The 15,604-nt window shown below is 51.2% G+C and carries 19 protein-coding genes, 1 tRNA gene, 1 pseudogene and 1 other annotated feature; of the genes and pseudogenes, 2 read left to right on the forward strand and 19 right to left on the reverse strand.

The window, feature by feature from the left end:
- Positions 1–123: pseudogene (locus OCV31_RS04825) on the forward strand (IS30 family transposase); the annotation flags it as partial.
- 92 nt (positions 124–215) lie between these two features.
- Here the strand turns inward: OCV31_RS04825 and OCV31_RS04830 are convergent.
- The 3 genes from OCV31_RS04830 to OCV31_RS04840 form a co-directional block, all read right to left on the reverse strand.
- Positions 216–1,424 (reverse strand): FprA family A-type flavoprotein, encoded by a 1,209-nt coding sequence (locus OCV31_RS04830; RefSeq protein ID WP_148473104.1) that lies wholly within the window; start codon positions 1,422–1,424, stop codon positions 216–218.
- Positions 1,425–1,505: 81 nt separating this feature from the next.
- The gene (locus OCV31_RS04835) at positions 1,506–2,261 is read right to left on the reverse strand and encodes an exodeoxyribonuclease III (protein ID WP_148473106.1); all 756 of its coding nucleotides are present in this window, start codon (positions 2,259–2,261) and stop codon (positions 1,506–1,508) included.
- Between the two features lies 1 nt (position 2,262).
- The gene (locus OCV31_RS04840; protein WP_267303812.1) at positions 2,263–3,081 is read right to left on the reverse strand and encodes a tRNA 2-thiocytidine biosynthesis TtcA family protein; all 819 of its coding nucleotides are present in this window, start codon (positions 3,079–3,081) and stop codon (positions 2,263–2,265) included.
- 168 nt (positions 3,082–3,249) lie between these two features.
- Between OCV31_RS04840 and OCV31_RS04845 the strand changes: the two genes are divergently transcribed.
- Positions 3,250–3,325 (forward strand) — tRNA-Thr (locus tag OCV31_RS04845).
- A gap of 47 nt (positions 3,326–3,372) precedes the next feature.
- Here OCV31_RS04845 and OCV31_RS04850 read toward each other — a convergent pair.
- From OCV31_RS04850 to OCV31_RS04925, 16 genes are all read right to left on the reverse strand, one after another.
- Positions 3,373–4,041 carry an ABC-2 transporter permease gene (locus OCV31_RS04850; protein ID WP_148473110.1) on the reverse strand — a complete coding sequence of 223 codons (669 nt, stop codon included), beginning with the start codon at positions 4,039–4,041 and terminating at the stop codon, positions 3,373–3,375.
- Entirely contained in the window at positions 4,028–4,882 is an 855-nt protein-coding gene (locus OCV31_RS04855) for an ABC transporter ATP-binding protein (RefSeq protein WP_148473112.1), read from the reverse strand. Before OCV31_RS04855 ends, OCV31_RS04850 begins: the two co-directional genes overlap by 14 nt.
- Positions 4,882–5,256: a GntR family transcriptional regulator gene (locus tag OCV31_RS04860; protein ID WP_267303813.1), complete on the reverse strand. Its 375-nt coding sequence runs from the start codon at positions 5,254–5,256 to the stop codon at positions 4,882–4,884. Before OCV31_RS04860 ends, OCV31_RS04855 begins: the two co-directional genes overlap by 1 nt.
- A gap of 110 nt (positions 5,257–5,366) precedes the next feature.
- On the reverse strand, positions 5,367–6,620 hold the full coding sequence (locus OCV31_RS04865) for a sensor histidine kinase (protein WP_267303814.1): 1,254 nt from the start codon (positions 6,618–6,620) through the stop codon (positions 5,367–5,369).
- A gap of 113 nt (positions 6,621–6,733) precedes the next feature.
- Entirely contained in the window at positions 6,734–7,393 is a 660-nt protein-coding gene (locus OCV31_RS04870; protein WP_148473118.1) for a response regulator transcription factor, read from the reverse strand.
- A 59-nt stretch (positions 7,394–7,452) separates the two neighbouring features.
- Positions 7,453–8,193, reverse strand: coding sequence for a lantibiotic immunity ABC transporter MutG family permease subunit (locus OCV31_RS04875; protein WP_267303815.1), 741 nt, complete (start codon positions 8,191–8,193; stop codon positions 7,453–7,455).
- Positions 8,190–8,930 carry a lantibiotic immunity ABC transporter MutE/EpiE family permease subunit gene (locus OCV31_RS04880; RefSeq protein WP_148473120.1) on the reverse strand — a complete coding sequence of 247 codons (741 nt, stop codon included), beginning with the start codon at positions 8,928–8,930 and terminating at the stop codon, positions 8,190–8,192. The genes OCV31_RS04875 and OCV31_RS04880 overlap by 4 nt, the downstream gene beginning before the upstream one ends.
- Entirely contained in the window at positions 8,927–9,634 is a 708-nt protein-coding gene (locus tag OCV31_RS04885; RefSeq protein WP_148473122.1) for a lantibiotic protection ABC transporter ATP-binding protein, read from the reverse strand. The genes OCV31_RS04880 and OCV31_RS04885 overlap by 4 nt, the downstream gene beginning before the upstream one ends.
- 114 nt (positions 9,635–9,748) lie before the next feature.
- Positions 9,749–10,606, reverse strand: a complete 858-nt coding sequence (gene rarD, locus OCV31_RS04890; RefSeq protein ID WP_148473124.1) for an EamA family transporter RarD — start codon at positions 10,604–10,606, stop codon at positions 9,749–9,751.
- Positions 10,607–10,686: 80 nt separating this feature from the next.
- The gene (gene truA, locus OCV31_RS04895; RefSeq protein ID WP_148473125.1) at positions 10,687–11,430 is read right to left on the reverse strand and encodes a tRNA pseudouridine(38-40) synthase TruA; all 744 of its coding nucleotides are present in this window, start codon (positions 11,428–11,430) and stop codon (positions 10,687–10,689) included.
- Positions 11,427–12,239 carry an energy-coupling factor transporter transmembrane component T family protein gene (locus OCV31_RS04900; RefSeq protein ID WP_148473127.1) on the reverse strand — a complete coding sequence of 271 codons (813 nt, stop codon included), beginning with the start codon at positions 12,237–12,239 and terminating at the stop codon, positions 11,427–11,429. Before OCV31_RS04900 ends, truA begins: the two co-directional genes overlap by 4 nt.
- Positions 12,232–13,092 carry an energy-coupling factor transporter ATPase gene (locus OCV31_RS04905; RefSeq protein WP_148473129.1) on the reverse strand — a complete coding sequence of 287 codons (861 nt, stop codon included), beginning with the start codon at positions 13,090–13,092 and terminating at the stop codon, positions 12,232–12,234. The genes OCV31_RS04900 and OCV31_RS04905 overlap by 8 nt, the downstream gene beginning before the upstream one ends.
- Complete coding sequence (locus OCV31_RS04910; RefSeq protein WP_148473131.1) at positions 13,065–13,898, reverse strand: energy-coupling factor transporter ATPase; 834 nt, start codon at positions 13,896–13,898, stop codon at positions 13,065–13,067. Before OCV31_RS04910 ends, OCV31_RS04905 begins: the two co-directional genes overlap by 28 nt.
- Before the next feature lie 119 nt (positions 13,899–14,017).
- Positions 14,018–14,524, reverse strand: a complete 507-nt coding sequence (locus OCV31_RS04915; RefSeq protein WP_148473133.1) for a tryptophan transporter — start codon at positions 14,522–14,524, stop codon at positions 14,018–14,020.
- 39 nt (positions 14,525–14,563) lie between these two features.
- Positions 14,564–14,793 (reverse strand) — a binding site (T-box leader).
- Positions 14,794–14,848: 55 nt separating this feature from the next.
- The gene (thiW, locus tag OCV31_RS04920) at positions 14,849–15,343 is read right to left on the reverse strand and encodes an energy coupling factor transporter S component ThiW (RefSeq protein WP_148473135.1); all 495 of its coding nucleotides are present in this window, start codon (positions 15,341–15,343) and stop codon (positions 14,849–14,851) included.
- A complete protein-coding gene (locus tag OCV31_RS04925) occupies positions 15,336–15,578 on the reverse strand; it encodes a glutaredoxin domain-containing protein (protein ID WP_148473137.1) in 243 nt (80 codons plus the stop codon). The genes thiW and OCV31_RS04925 overlap by 8 nt, the downstream gene beginning before the upstream one ends.
- Between the last annotated feature and the right edge of the window lie 26 nt (positions 15,579–15,604).

Raw genomic sequence — 15,604 nt, forward strand, 5'->3', positions numbered from 1 at the left:
ATTGACCAATCGGATAGCTACATTGAAGCGAAAATAGAAGAGATCAATCGTCGCCCGCGTAAATGTTTAAACTGGAAAACGCCTTATGAGGTTTACCATTCAGTAGAGTTGCACTTGACTTGACAATTCAAGACAAAAATATCCATTGAGGAGCTTACTCCCCAATGGATATTATAGAGCCTAAAAAAAGCGCCGGTTTCCCGACGCTTCGCTTATTATTTGCTTGCCTTTAAGGCTTCGGCCATTTCCTTGGCCAATTGTGCACATTTGTCTAAATCTTCTTGTTTCGGAGCGCCCATGACGTCCACGGTGGTGGGGAGCACTTCCCATTTGCTTTCTTCTGCGAAGGCGGCAAAAGCTTTTTCCGCGCCGCCGCCCCAGGTATAGTTGGTGAAGGTGCCTAAGATGTGGTTTTTCATCTTTTGTTTCTTCAGCACTTCGACTAAATTGGCCATGGGCGGGAACAGATCCACATTGTAGGTGGGGCAGCCCAAGATAATGCCCTTGTAGTTCCAGGTTTCGCTGATTAAATAGCTGATGTGGGTCTTGGATACGTCGCGAATGCGAATGTTGCGCACGCCTTCTTCCGTTAAGGAGCGGGCAATGGCTTCGGCGACTTGTTCCGTGTTACCGTACATGGAGCCGTAGACGATGAGTACGCCGTCTTCGGTTTTTTGTTCGCTTAAATCGCTGTACAGGCCTACAATGCGGCCGATGTTGTCGCGCCATACGGGACCGTGGTCCGGGCAGATCATCTTAATGTCCAATCCGCCTAATTTCTTCAGGGCGCGAATAACTTGCACGCTGTACTTACCGACGATGTTGGTGTAGTAGCGAATGGTTTCTTCGCGGTATTTTTCCCAGTCCACTTGGTCGTCGAAAATGGCGCCGTCTAAGGTGCCGAAGCCGCCGAAAGCGTCTTGGCTGAAGAGGATGCCGGTTTCTTCTTCGAAGCAGACCATGGATTCGGGCCAGTGTACCATGGGCGTGGTGTAGAAGGTGAGCTTCCTTTCGCCGATGTCGATGGTTTCGCCGTCTGCCACGAGAATGGCGCGGTCTTCGCCGATGGAATAGAAGTTTTCCATCATGGTGACGGCTTTTTTATTGGTAATGACCTTGCATTCCGGGTAGCGTTCCAACACGCTCTTTAAGGACGAGGTGTGGTCCGGTTCCATGTGATTGACCACGACGTAGTCGAGTTTTCTGCCGTCGAGAGCGTCGTCTAATTTTACGAAAAACTCCGACACGGAGTCGATGCGGACGCAGTCCAAAAGACAGGTCTTGCTGCCGCCGTCGAAGAGGTAGGAGTTGTAGCTGATGCCGTCGGGCAGGGGCCACATGCCTTCGAATAAATGGGTGTAGCGGTCGTTTACACCGATGTAGTGTACGTGTTCATTGATTTTAACAAAACGCGTTGCTGCCATTGTATCACCTTTCTTTTAAAAATTTATTTCATATACCACAATAGATTTTACCCTGTTGCCCGCTATTTTTCAATGGATTCTCTAAAGATCCAATTCTAAATAGACCGGGCAGTGGTCGCTGCCGAAAATGTCGTCGCGAATGTCCGCCTCCACGATGGAATCGGCCAAACGGTCGCTCACCACAAAGTAGTCGATGCGCCAACCGGCGTTCCTTTCCCGGGCCTTGGTGATGTAGCTCCACCAGCTGTAGCGATCCGCCGCATCCGGGTAGAGGTGGCGGAAGGTGTCCGTGTATCCGGCGTCCAAGAGATTTTGAAATTGGCTGCGCTCTTCGTCGGAAAAGCCCGCATTTTTACGATTGGCCGCGGGATTTTTCAAGTCGATTTCCTTGTGGGCCACGTTTAAATCCCCGCAGAGCACCACAGGCTTCACCTGATCCAACATGTTCAGGTACTTGCGAAAATCCTCTTCCCATTCCATGCGGTAATCCAAGCGGGCCAGGCCCCGTTGGGAATTGGGGGTGTAGCAGGTCACCAGGAAGAAATCCTCGTATTCGCAGGTAATGACTCGCCCTTCCTTGTCGTGTTCTTCCATGTCGATGCCGTAGGACACGTGGATCGGCTCTTCCTTCGTAAAGACCGCCGTGCCGCTGTAACCTTTTTTCTCCGCATAGTTCCAGTATTGATGGTAGCCTTCAAGCTCCAAATCCAACTGGCCGTCGGAAAGCTTGGTTTCCTGCAAACAGAAAATGTCCGCGTCCACGTCGTCGAAAAAATCCATAAAGCCCTTCTTTATGGCGGCGCGAATGCCGTTCACATTCCATGAAATCAGTCGCATACTACTCTCTCCTTTCGTAATGTTCCAAAAAGCTGTGCTTCTTTCCCTCGCCGTCTTTATAACCTAAAATCGCCCCGAGCTCCACATTTTCAGCCGAGCGGTAAATGGACATGGCCACATTGGGATTTTCCTCTGCGATGGTTTCGATGAGGTTTTTCACATAGGCCCGAGCGCCGAAATTTTCCTTGGCCGTTACCGTGCAGGCGCAGTCGATGGGGGTGAGGTCGTTACACTTCACCCACTGGCGAATGTCCGATTCCCGAATAAAAATCATGGGCCGAATCAGCTCCATTCCCTCGAAATTCGTGGAATGAAGCTTCGGCATCATGGTCTTGTAGCTGCCCCCGAAGAGCACATTCATCATCACCGTTTCGATCACATCGTCGAAGTGGTGGCCTAAAGCCAGCTTGTTGGCCCCCAAGGACTTCGCCTTGTCGTAAAGACTCCCCCGGCGCATGCGGGCGCACATGTAGCAGGGCTTTTCCCCGCCCATGTCCTCCGCCACTTCAAAGACATTGCTGTCGTAGATTTGAAGGGGGATCCCCATGGCCGCCGCCGTGTCCTCCACCTGTTTGCGAATGGCGGGCAAATAACCGGGATCCATGGTTAAAAACAAGAGCTCAAACTGCTTCTTGCCGTGGCGCTTCAGTTCCTGTAAGAGCTTCGCCAGAAGCAAGGAATCCTTGCCGCCGCTAATGGCCACGGCGATGACGTCCCCGTCTTCGATTAAATCGTAGTCGTTGATGCCTTTAATAAAGCGGCGCCAGATGGTCTTTCGATATTTTTTTATAATGCTTCGTTCAATTTCTGCAACGGACATAATCGCGTCCTCTCTATATAAAAAATCCCGGCTCCCCGGGATCATACCATACCGCTTCTATGGTACTATAAAAGGCAGGCCGTTTCAATCGCCGCCTGCCTCGCTGAAATAATTTTTACATGGCCCTTGCATTTTCCGCCCGTATGGCCTAAAATAATAGAAGTATTCGCTAACGTGGCTCAGATGGTAGAGCAGCTGATTCGTAATCAGCAGGTCAGGGGTTCAAATCCCCTCGTTAGCTCCAAATGACGCCTACGGGCGTCTTTTTTTATGGCCTTTTTTCGCAGGCGATTACAAATCCCGCTTCTTGAACTTTTTCAACGCCACGGAATAAGAAAGCATGGTCATGAAAGCCAAGAACACGATGCCGAGTAGCACGATTAAAAGTACATGGCTGCTCGCCCACAGGTACAGGGCCTTGACTTCCTTGGGAAAGGCCGAGGTGGCAAAGCCGGATATGCCGACGACAATTAATGTCGCGGCGATGAGGGCAGCCCCGGCCACTGCCTTGGCTTTTTTGTGACCCACGGCAAAGAAAATCGGCACATTGATGTCCATAAAAAGGATGTACATGACGAGATAACCCCCGCCGACGGCCAAGCTTTCGCCGATAATAAGCGCGCCGCTTTTCGCCAGATTCACGCCGTTCATAATGACGAGGGCGACAAGCGTCGTGACGAGAAATACCACGAAAGAATAAAGGTAGCGCCCCCGCACCGTGTCCTCATCTTCCATGCCGATCATGCGGTAGAGCCGTTCCGTCCCGGAATCTTCTCCCGTGACGAAGGGATAGGTCATGATCATCAAAGACATGGTCATGGCGAAGACCATGGGGAAAAAAGAAAGATCCGTAAAATAAGTAAAGCCCACGGAAAACAGGATGAAAAAAGCGATGGGTTTCCAAGTGATATAAGGGCGAATGCCCAAAAAATCCATTTTGCAGGTTTTAAACATCGTCATCACCTCGATGGTAGAACGTCATAATCCGGTCGATGGAAGGCTTCTCCACCACGGTGTTTTCGCCGAAAGCGTCGGCCATATTTGCCTCAACCAACACTTCCACGTGGGTGGAGGTTTTTTTCTTGCCCAAAATCACCTTCGGATCCGCGGCTTTGAAATCCGCCTCACGACACTTGACGATGCGGTAAGCCTCCAGAAAATCGTCTTTCGTGCCGTAAAAGGCCAGTTCGCCATCCATTATAAAGGCGATGTAATCGGCGATGGCTTCCAAATCCTCCGTAATGTGGGTGGAAAAGAGCACGGTGTTTTCCTCATCCTCCGCCATGTAGCGCTGAATAGTGTCGCGAAATTCGTCGCGAGAGCGGGGATCCAGCCCGCTGGTGGGCTCGTCCAAGACCAAGGTTTTGGCGCCGTGAGAAAGAGCGGCGGCGAGCATAAGCTTCGTCGTCATGCCACGGGAAAGGCTCTTCACATTTAATTTCGGATCGATTCCGTAATTTTCCACCCGCTTAAAAAATTCCGCAACCTTCCAACTTTTATAGCCCACAGACAAGACATTGTTTACATCTTCCACAGACCAATCTGGCGGAAAATAGGATTCGTCGAGGACGATGCCCACATCCTGCAGGTAGTCGTTGTCTTCCGGCGGCGCGCCGCGGTACAAGACCTCGCCCCCGTTTAAATGGTTGAGATTTAAAATCGCGCGAATCGTCGTCGTCTTGCCCGAACCGTTGGGACCGATAAAGCCCGTAATATATCCCTCTTTCACGGGAAAACTGATCCCATTTAGGGTAAAGGCGCTGTATTCTTTGCGAATCTCTTTTAATGCGATTCGATCCATTATTCACCTCCGAATAACACATCCAGCATGGCCACGATATCTTTCTTGGCGATGCCGTGATCCTTGGCAATGGCCACGACCGCTTCCATGTGCCCTTCGATTTCCTTTTGCAGGATTTCCCGGGCCACATTTTCGTTTTTCTCGGCGACAAAAGATCCCTTCCCCTGCCGCGTCACGATAAATCCATCCGCCTCCAGCGCATCGTAGGCTTTTTTTACCGTCATAATGCTGATGGAAAGGTCCTTGGCGAGGACGCGAATGGAAGGAAGCTGCTCGTCGTATGCCAACACGTCGTTTATAATTTGATCGCGAATTTGATTCCGCAACTGTTCGTAAATGGGAACCGATGCGGAATTGTCAATGATGATGTCCATGGTATCCCTCATTTCTATAACAGTGTATAACAGCGTTGAACACTTGTCAATATAAAGAAGCCCTTTCTAATCTCGATGGGATTAGAAAGGGCCTTCGTTCCGCCATTTCCTTACGCATTATTCTCAAGAGGCAGCATCAAAGTAACCATCGCTCCCTGCCCCGATGAGCGATTCGTCAGTCGCAAGCTGCCATGATGCAATTCGGCGACGGTTTTCGCCGTGTAAAGCCCCAAGCCGTAATGGGTCGAGCTGTGACGACTCTTATCGCCGCGATAAAAGGGTTCCGAAGCTCGCTTTAAATCCTCGTCGGAAAATCCGGGGCCGTAATCGCCAACGGTCATTTCGAGAGTGTTTTCTCCTGTTGAAATAAGCAGTTCCACAGCCGATGCCTCGGGCGCATAGTGAATGGCATTCATGAGTAGATTCTGCACCCCTCGCTCCAATTGTTTTAAATCCACCGACACATAGCTGTTTCCGACATCCAAGGATTCCTCGATGGGGCACCTATAAGTATTCGCTATTTCCCGAGCCAGGGCCGCTATTTTTTCCGCGACAACAGAAATATGCAATCTTTTTAAATCCAATTCCTCGGAAACACCGAACTGATTCACTTCCATAAGGGCGTGGGCATAGGTCGAAATCCGCGTAGAGTTTTTTGCAATGAAATCAACGTAGCTTCTTTGCTCATCGGATAATTTCGTCTCTTTCAACAATTCCGCGTTCCCATGGATAATGGCGACAGGCGTCTTTAGGTCGTGAGCCAGAGAGGAAATTTGGTTTTTCCTATTCGCCTCTTCCGTCCATTTTTCTCTTAGAGATCGACTCAATGCGATTTTCATCTTTTCAAAAGCATTTAATACGCCGTTAAATTCTTTGATCGTCGATGTCCCTATTTCAAAATCTAAATTCTGTTTCGCGATTTCTTCCGACGCTTCGATCATGGGCATCAACTGCTTCGTCAAACGTCTCGCCCAAATCAGGGTAATGGTCATGGCGCTTATAAAGCATAAACTTACCATGAGGGCGGAAAACAAATAATTTACGGGAGGGAAGTGGGCCTCCATCCAGGGATTGGAATAGCGAGGCTTCAGGGTGTAGTGGGCTACCACCACGCCCTCCCGGCGCTCGATCTCCATATAAGCGGAAGACGACGTGGACATTACCTGCCCCCGGAGAAAGGCCATTGCTTTTTTCCTCTCCACCGCCGACATATTGGACGCGAGCAAGCGCCCGTCGTCTGCGAGATACACATAACCTACGTTCTCAGGAATCAAAGTGGGATCAAATGGCTCTGCCTGGGCGATTTTCGCCTTGTTTCGAAGGATGAACTGTTCCGTCGCATCAGCCGGTACGATTCCGTTCAATCGATACGCCATCGTAAAAAGAAAGAGTGCAAGGCCCGCGGATACCGCAAGCCCAAGGGCGACACTGAGTAAATATTTGAGAAAAACGAGTTGAAGGGATTGTCCTTTTCTGTTTAATTCCATTTATAGCCAATCCCCCACACAGTCGCAATGGGCTTTTCGCCGACCCGTTGAAACTTCGCCCGAATGTTTTTTACGTGCTCGGAAACCGCCGATGGTTCGCCTTCCCCCTCGTAGCCGAAAACCTGTTCATAAATCTGCTCTTTCGAGAAGACCTGCCCCTTTCTTTCAGCCAGAAGCACACAAATCCGGTACTCGGATTTCGTCAAAGGTACTTTTTCTTCTTCTACAAAAATGCTTTTTGAAGACAGATCAAAGCGAATCGATCCAAGGTTGAATCCGGCATGTTTTTCTCTCTGCTCTCTCCTTAAGTGCGCCTCCACCCGCGCGAGCAATTCCTGTACGCCGAAAGGCTTTGTTATATAGTCGTCTCCGCCGCTTAAAAGGCCTTTTACGACATCCGCTTCCGTTGTCTTTGCCGTTAAAAAAAGGATGGGACAGTCCACGATGCGACGAATTTTTTTACAGAAAGTCATGCCGTCCATCCCAGGCATCATGACATCCAGCAAAATCAAATCGTATTTTCGCAAACTGTTTTCGTCTAATTCCAACGGATTTTGAACCGCATGAATGCAATGGCCATTCTTTTTTAGAATATTTTCGATTAACACGAGCATATCCTCTTCGTCGTCGACGACAAGTATCGTCGCCACAAAATCACCTCCGCTATGCATCTAGCGCTTTTTCTTCTTAATTGATTATTTATAGGATTTCAATCGCCCCATTGTCCTCCGTCCCACCGATTAAACCAAATGACGGAGCCGATAAAGATCACTGCCGTCATGGGAAGGGCCGAAAATCCCCACTTCGCCATCTCCGCCGTTAGAAGGGAATGGTTTTGGTGCGCACTGGCTAAAATATAGGTCCCCGGCAAGCGTGCGGGCCAGGTGCAGGGGACGAAATACCAAAGCTTATCGCCTAATCCGGTGATAGCGAGAAGGGCGATGAGTGTTTCTACAACACCAAGACCCATGGACGGGACCGAACCCAGTGCCAATGCCACCCACAAGTGAATCAAGTAGACGGCAACGGATGCGGCTAAAAGAAGCAACAGCGCCGCAAACCAAACAGCAAGTGTTTGGTGACCGAAAAGCCCTCCAAAGACGCCGACGGCTACGGACGCCGCCCAAATGAATCCAAGAAACATGGCCCCCGCTTTTCCCAAATAAGCCCTCGTCCTTGACGGCGCCGAAAGCAACAGTTGAAAATGTCCTGCGCCGCTTTCCATATCCGCCACTTTGGATATCAAAACACCGACTACGATGGGCACTGCCGCGCCTAAAAGCGTGAAATAGATCTGAATCGTCTCATCGGGCATAAAATTTTTTATGCCGGTAAATTGACATGCCGCATAGAAGGCTAGGGCGTAGAGTACCGGTAAAATACCATGGATCCAAAGAGTCCACGTGTGTTTAATTTTATAAAGCTCTGCTTTTAAAACTCTACCCATCATTTTACCTCCTGGGTCGCAAACCATCGAGCCGTTATCCCGGACAATAAGATAAAAATCCCAAGAGATAGCGCGCAGGGAATGATGATCGACGTGTTTTCGATCATGGGTTCGGCAACTTCCGCCACAAGACCGTTGGGCAGGAGGTGCAGAATCGGTACCATTAAACGCGCACCCCACGCGTAGGGACAAAGGAGCCACATGGACGTATCAGCGAACATAACCCCCAATGCCGCGCCCAACAAGATGTTGATGGACACGGCGGCCGATAAGCCGAACTTCTTCGCCAGAAATAGACACAAAGGCACTTGCCACAGGTTTACAAAAAATAATACACCACTGGCAAAAAGTAGGATGTCCCACCCCAGATTCGGCGTCAGTTGACTACCCAGAAAAGATTGTAGGATTCCGACACCCGTCATGTGGATGGCAGAGGCGAATAAAAGATACACTGAAGCCACAAGTACTTTTGCAAGCCACACTTTTTTTAGATCGATGTGAAGAGAAAAAATGGCGCAGTAATCCAATTTTCGATCATCTCTCCGATGCACCATGGCCGGTACCAAAGCGAAGGTCGCCGGCAATAGAATCACATACCACCAGTTGTAGGCATTGACAGAAAAGTAGGGCGGCATAAGTACGAAAGCCATGGCGAGGGGCATTAGGGACATGATAACAACGAATGTTTTTAAAAAGGTATGCTTCTGCTTTAAATGCTCAGCGAGAATATATTTTTTCATTCACGCCACCCCTCGCTTCCATTGACGACCGTCATGTAGCGCGACTCTAAATCGTCGTTTTCTGCAATTTTTTCTTGGTACTTTAATTCACCGCCGACGATAATTCCCACGTGGTCGACCGATTGCGCCACTTCTCCTAAAATGTGACTGGATAAAATGACTGTCATGCCTTTTTTCGGGAAACTCCGAATTAAATCACGCAAATCCCGAATGCCCTCAGGATCCAGACCATTGGTCGGCTCGTCTAAAATTAATAGCTTTGGTCGGTTCACCAAGGCGATGGCAATGCCCAGCCGTTGCTTCATTCCCATGGAAAATTGTCCCGCCTTCTTTTTCCCCGTATCCTTTAAATCGACGATGTCCAAAACTTCCTCGATTCGTTCGTCGCCCAATCCCAATAACAGGGTTCTCACCTTCAGATTTTCTTCAGCGCTTAAATTATCGTACAAAGGCGGCGTTTCGATGAGCGCACCGATCGCCGCTAAATCGTTGCGGCTCCAAGGATGTCCATCAAATAAAATATCTCCCGATGTCTTGTGAAGCATGCCCGCAATCATCTTTAAAGTCGTCGATTTTCCCGCACCATTTGGCCCAAGCAATCCGTAAACGGTGTTTTTTTCCACCTTCAAATCCAGATGATTCACGGCGGTTTGCTCTTTAAATACCTTGGTTAACCCCTTCGTCTCTAAAATGTATTTTTCCATTGCCTGTTCCTCCTCTTTTTCTAAGGAGAGTATACGGAACAAATTTAAGGATTTTATAAGGATTCAACAAAAAACCGGCGATAGCCATGGCACAAATCGCCGGGTACATTTATTCTATAGCTGCGTCTTCTTCCTCTCCCGGAATCCGTCCGCCAGAAACAGTGCCACGCCGGACCACACGAAGGCGAACATCCAGGCGTGGATGGTGGTAAATTCTTCCCCCATAATGAAGACGCCGAGAAGGAGTTGGATGGTGGGGTTGATGTACATTAAGACGCCGGCGAGGGATAGGCTCGTGTCTTTCATGCCGACGGCAAAAAAGAGCAGCGGCACCGTGGTGACGACGCCCATGGTGGGGATCAGGAGAATATCTCGCGGGGTAAGGCCTTCTAAATGGCTAAAGGCCACGAGGTAAATCAGGGCGATGGGCACGACCATAAGGGTCTCCATGAAGATACTCAACATGCCCGAGGCGGTGATTTGTTTTTTTATGGCACCGTAAAAGGCGAAGCTCGTGCCGATGATGATGGCAAAGACGGGCACTTGGCCGTAGGCGATAATGGGGACGGTAACGCCGAGTACGGCCAGGGCGAAGGCCACCCACTGCAGGGGCCTGAGCCGTTCGTTGTAAATGAAAAAGCCCAACACGATGGAGAAGATGGGATACATGTAATAGGCCAAGGAGGCGTCGATGACGCGGCCGGTCATGACGGCGATAATGTAGCCGCCCCAGTTAACGGTAATGGTGATGCCCGCCAAGAGCAAAAAGAGCATCTGCCGCTTGTCTTTCATAAGGGCGAGGATGGCGAGGCCCTGTCCCAGAATAAGCATGACGATCAAACAAAAGAGCATGGAAAAGATGATTCGAAAGGACAAGACGGCCAAGGGATCCATGGCGCCGAAGAGGGGCCAATACAAAACGAGGAAGGCCCACATTAGGTAACAGGCCAATACTTTTAAACTTCCGGGCATAATACACCTCTTTCTATGTATTGTCTTTCATCTTATCATGGAAGATTGTTTTTGAGTAAAAAAATAGCACGTTTTCCGTGCTATTCGTAGTCGATGGACATAAGGATGAGTCCGTTGGCCGCAGCCGTCGGGCCCAGGTCTTTTCGGTCCAGGGTCTTTGTGGCTTTTAACAATTGATCTTCGGGCATGAGGCCGCGGCCGATTTCCATGGCACAGCCCATAATGATGCGGATCTGGTTTTTTAAAAAGCTTTTGCCGAAAAAATCCACCTCGATGATCTCTCCCGACCGGGTGACGGTGATTTCGTCGATGGCCCGTTTGGGATTGGCCGGGGATGCGTAGCGGCCGATAAAGGCGGAAAAGTCGTGAAAGCCTTCGATTTGTTTCAGGGCCCGCGCCATGCGCTCCACATCCAGAGGAAAGGGGGCGTGGACGGCAAAACGATCCAACATGCCGTTTCTGTGTTTCGTGTTGTAGATGCGGTACTTGTAATGCTTTTTCTTGGCGCCGTAGCGGGCGTGAAAATCCGCGGGCACCTCCACGGCCTCGACGATGCTTAGATCCCGAGGCAGATGGTAGTTCACCACGCGGGGGAAGTTGCCCAAATCGATGGGCGTATCGGAGAGGAAGTTGGCCTTCTGCCCCAGGGCGTGGACGCCTTTGTCTGTGCGTCCCGCCGATTGCAGAGCCACGTCGTGGCCCACGGTCTTTTCCAGTGCCGCCTTCAGAAGGGTCTCCACGGTGCGGAGCTTTTTCGGCCCCTGATCCTGGTAGCCGTGAAAGTTCGTGCCGTCGTAGGCCACGGTGATTAAAATGTTTCTCATGGCAGGGGCACGTGCATCCAGCGGGTGGCGGAAACCAGAATAAAGAAGATCATGTTCACGGTAAACAGGAGATGGTCCGTACCCGTCAGTTGGAGGGGGTTTAATTTCGTGCGGTGCTCGTCGCCGCGGTAGCAGCGGCTTTCCATGGCCGTGGCCAGCTCTTCCGCCCGGCGCAGGGCGTTGAGGATTAGGGGCACCAAAAGGGGCACGAGATTTTTCGCCCGGTTCAGCACGTTCCCCGATTCGAAATCGGCGCCGCGGGCCATTTGCGCCTTCATGATCTTGTCCGCCTCGTCGATTAGGGTGGGGATGAAGCGCAGGGCGATGGTAATCATCATGGCGATGGCGTGGGCCGGAAAGCCGACGCGCTTCAAGGGGTTCATGAGCTTTTCAATGCCTTCGGTCAGGGCCAAAGGCGAGGTGGTTAAGGTGAGAAGGCTCGTGCCCATGACGAGGAGCACCAAGCGAATGGCCATAAAGATGGCCTGGGTGAGCCCTTCTCTCGAGATGGTTAAAAAGCCCAGTTTAAAGAGCACTTCGCCGGGAATGAAGAACACATTCATCACGAAGGTGAAGATCAAGATGAGCCTGAGGGGCTTGAGTCCCTTCACCACCATGCCTACGGGAATTTTTGCCGCGGCAATGGTGAAAAAGAGCCAGGCGAAAATAAAGATGTAGGGCCAAAAGGCGTTGATGAAAAACAGGCTCACGATAAAAATCGTCATAATGAGAATTTTGTACCGGGGATCCAGGGAATGGACCGGGGATTTGGCGGGAAAATACTGGCCGATTGTAATGTCTTTAAGCACGTCGTCCCTCCCACCATGTCTTTAATGCGTCGAACGCTTCGTCGACGGTAATGCAGTCTTCCTTAATGTCGAATCCCTTCGCGACCAAATCGGTCATGGTGCGGCGCACTTGGGGCACGCCCAGGCCGATGGCGCGAAGTTCCTTCTCCCTTGCGAATATTTCCCGCGGGGTGCCGTCCATATGCACCCGCCCTCGATCCATGACGATGACGCGGCTCGCCAATCGCGCCACTTCTTCCATGCTGTGGGAGACGAGGACGATGGTGGTGCCTGTGGATTCGAAAATTCCGCGAATCTCCTCGAGAATTTCGCGGCTCCCTCGGGGATCCAGGCCCGCCGTGGGCTCATCCAGAACCAAGACCTCCGGCTCCATGGCCAGAATGCCCGCGATGGCCACCCGCCGCTTTTGTCCGCCGGAGAGGGCGAAGGGACTCTGTTCTCCCTTTTCATCGTAGTCCAGGCCGACTTTCCCCATGGCTCGGCGCACCCTCTCTTCCACTTCCTCGTCGCTTAGGCCCAAGTTTTTCGGCCCGTAGGCGATGTCTTTGGCGATGGTTTCTTCAAAAAGCTGGTACTCCGGGTATTGAAACACCAGTCCCACCTTTTGGCGCAAGGTGGCGATGTTTCCCTTTTTTCTGTAATCGACGCCGTCGTAGAGGATTTCCCCTTCCGTGGGCTCCATCAGGCCGTTTAAGTGTTGGACCAAGGTAGACTTGCCGCTTCCCGTGTGGCCCACCAGGGCGATAAATTCGCCTTCGCCAATGTTCAGGCTGACGTCGTCAAGGGCCCGCTTTTCAAAGGGCAGGCCTTCATTATAAATGTAGCTTACATTTCGGATGCTGATGCTCGGCATAAGGCGTCGACAAACTCCTCTCTGTCTAAAATTCCGTCGGGCAGAGGCACGCCCACGGCTTTTAACCGGGCGGCGAGCTCCGTGACTTGGGGCACGTCGAGGCCCAGGGATTTCATGGTGTCCACTTGATTAAACACGTCCCGGGGCGGCCCCTCGAGAATGAGTTTCCCCTCTTCCATGACCGCCACGCGATCCGCCTGCACGGCTTCGTTCATAAAGTGGGTGATGAGGATAATGGTCTTGCCCTCTTCTATATTCAGGCGCAGAATCGTGTTCATGACTTCCTGGCGCCCCACGGGATCCAACATGGCCGTGGGCTCGTCTAAAATAATGTAGTCGGGGTTCATGGCGAGAATGCCCGCAATGGCCACCCGCTGTTTCTGTCCGCCGGAAAGCTTGTGGGGCTGGTCGTCTTTGTATTCCGTCATTTCCACTGCCGCCAAGGCGTCGTCGACGCGCTTTCGTAGCTCCGATTGTTCCACGGCCAAATTTTCCGCCCCGAAGGCCACGTCCTCTTCCACCACCGTGGCGACGATTTGGTTGTCGGGATTTTGAAAGACCATGCCGGCACGGGCGCGAATCTTCCAAATGTCCTCGTCTTCTTTCGTGTTCATCCCGTCGACGATGACATCGCCGGAAGTGGGCTGAAAGAGGCCGTTTAAACACTTGGCCAAGGTGGATTTGCCGCTGCCGTTGTGGCCCAAGACGGCGATAAATTCGCCCTTCTCGATGGAAAGGCTCACATCGTCCACCGCCGATTTCACGGCTTCTTCATATGAATAGACTAAATTTTTGATCTCGATCATAAGCGCTCCTTCGCTTCAACTGTTGCCTTAACCCATGTATTATACCACAGGCCCGCGGCCCTCGCTCAATTTACGGAACATAGAAAAAGAGCGAGGGCAAGGTCGCCTCGCTCCTTTCGCTACGCTCGATTTCGTTTGTAGTTGACGGCGATGACTCTTTCGTAAATGACGCCTAATACCGCCGTCATGGCTGCCGTGGGAAGGACGACGGCGACGAACATGGCCGTAAAGGGCGCGCCGCCGGGAAGACCTACGAGGAGCATGGCCGTGCCCAGGAACACGGAGCCGCTGATAATGGTGGTGATGAAATAAATAATGGCTTTTTTTACGGTGCCGTCGCCGGGAATTGCACGAATCATAAGCAGGACGGAAAATGCGGCGATGATTTTATCGCAGATGTTCGGAAGCTGACCGCCGGGGAATTGGGTGGTTAATGCCGCCATAACGCCGGTGGCCACGCCCATGGCCAGGGTGGGCAGGGGCTTCGGATTCAGCATAATGTAGGCGATGAGGCAGAAAAGCATAAAGTCCGGCTTCATGCCGTTGAAAAATCCGGGGACGATGGTGTGTAAAATCGTGCCCAATGCAATAAAAATAGCGCCCTGTACTAATGTCTTCGTGTTCATAATAACTCCTTTTCTCGGCACAAAAAAACCATTTGCTCATATAGGAGCAAATGGTGAATTCGCGGTGCCATCCTAGTTGCGCCCAAAGGACGCATCTCATTTTAGATACTAACATATCCTATCTCTGTAACGGGAGAACCGGCTCGGCTACTTTTTTTCACCTCGCACTCACAGACCCATTCACAACAGGGAACTTCATCGGTTCACACCAACCACCGACTCTCTGAGAAGGGCACCTGAAGCTACTTGCTTCTGCTCGACGTTTTCATATTTGTTAGGATTACTAACAGTATAGCAGAAAAAAAGGAAAATGCAATTGCTTTTTTATTTTTTCCAGAGCTCTAAATCGGAAAGTTTGCCCGCCCGCTTCAGGGACAGGAGGACCAGAATGCCGATGGATGCGCCCACCATGGTGGAGGGCAGGAAAAAGGGAATGTAGTAGAAGGGGCTGCCCAGATCCAATCCGTAGAGGTATTTCATAAAGGGATAGGACAAGATGGCGCTTAAGATCCCCGTGCCAAAGACTTCCCCCGCCCAGGTGGCGGGAAGGGAGGCGGTTTTTTTGTAGACGAGGCCCGAGAGGAGAGCGCCGACCACGGCACCGGTGACGGAGGTAATGGGACGGCCCGTGCCCATGCGAATAAGCCCGGTTAACAGGGCGCAGAGGAAATTATACCAAGGCCCGAGGACCACGGCGCCGATGACATTGATGGCGTGTTGAAAGGGGGCCATATTGGGAAAGACGACCAAGGTAGACAAGGTGACGGAGAGGGCGCAGAGAATGGCAGTGGCCGTTAAGAGGCGGGTCTTGTTATTCATTTTCGCTCACCTCGAATGCAATGGCGCCGTCTTCCGAAACGAAGGCGGGCACGCCGATGTTTCCCGCTTTTTTCACTTCGTCGAAAGCGGGCGAAGTGTCTCTTAGGCGCAGAAAAGCCTTTAAATCGGCGATGTCTTTCGTGATGTCCACGTAGTCGTAGGGAATCTTTCTTTCGTCTAAAACCTTTTTTGCCGCCAAGCAATCGGGGCAAAGGTCGGTTCCGTAAATTTTCATTTTTCCTCCCAATAAAAACCGGCATG

Source organism: Aedoeadaptatus acetigenes (genome assembly GCF_025566985.1).
Taxonomy (GTDB): domain Bacteria; phylum Bacillota; class Clostridia; order Tissierellales; family Peptoniphilaceae; genus Aedoeadaptatus; species Aedoeadaptatus acetigenes.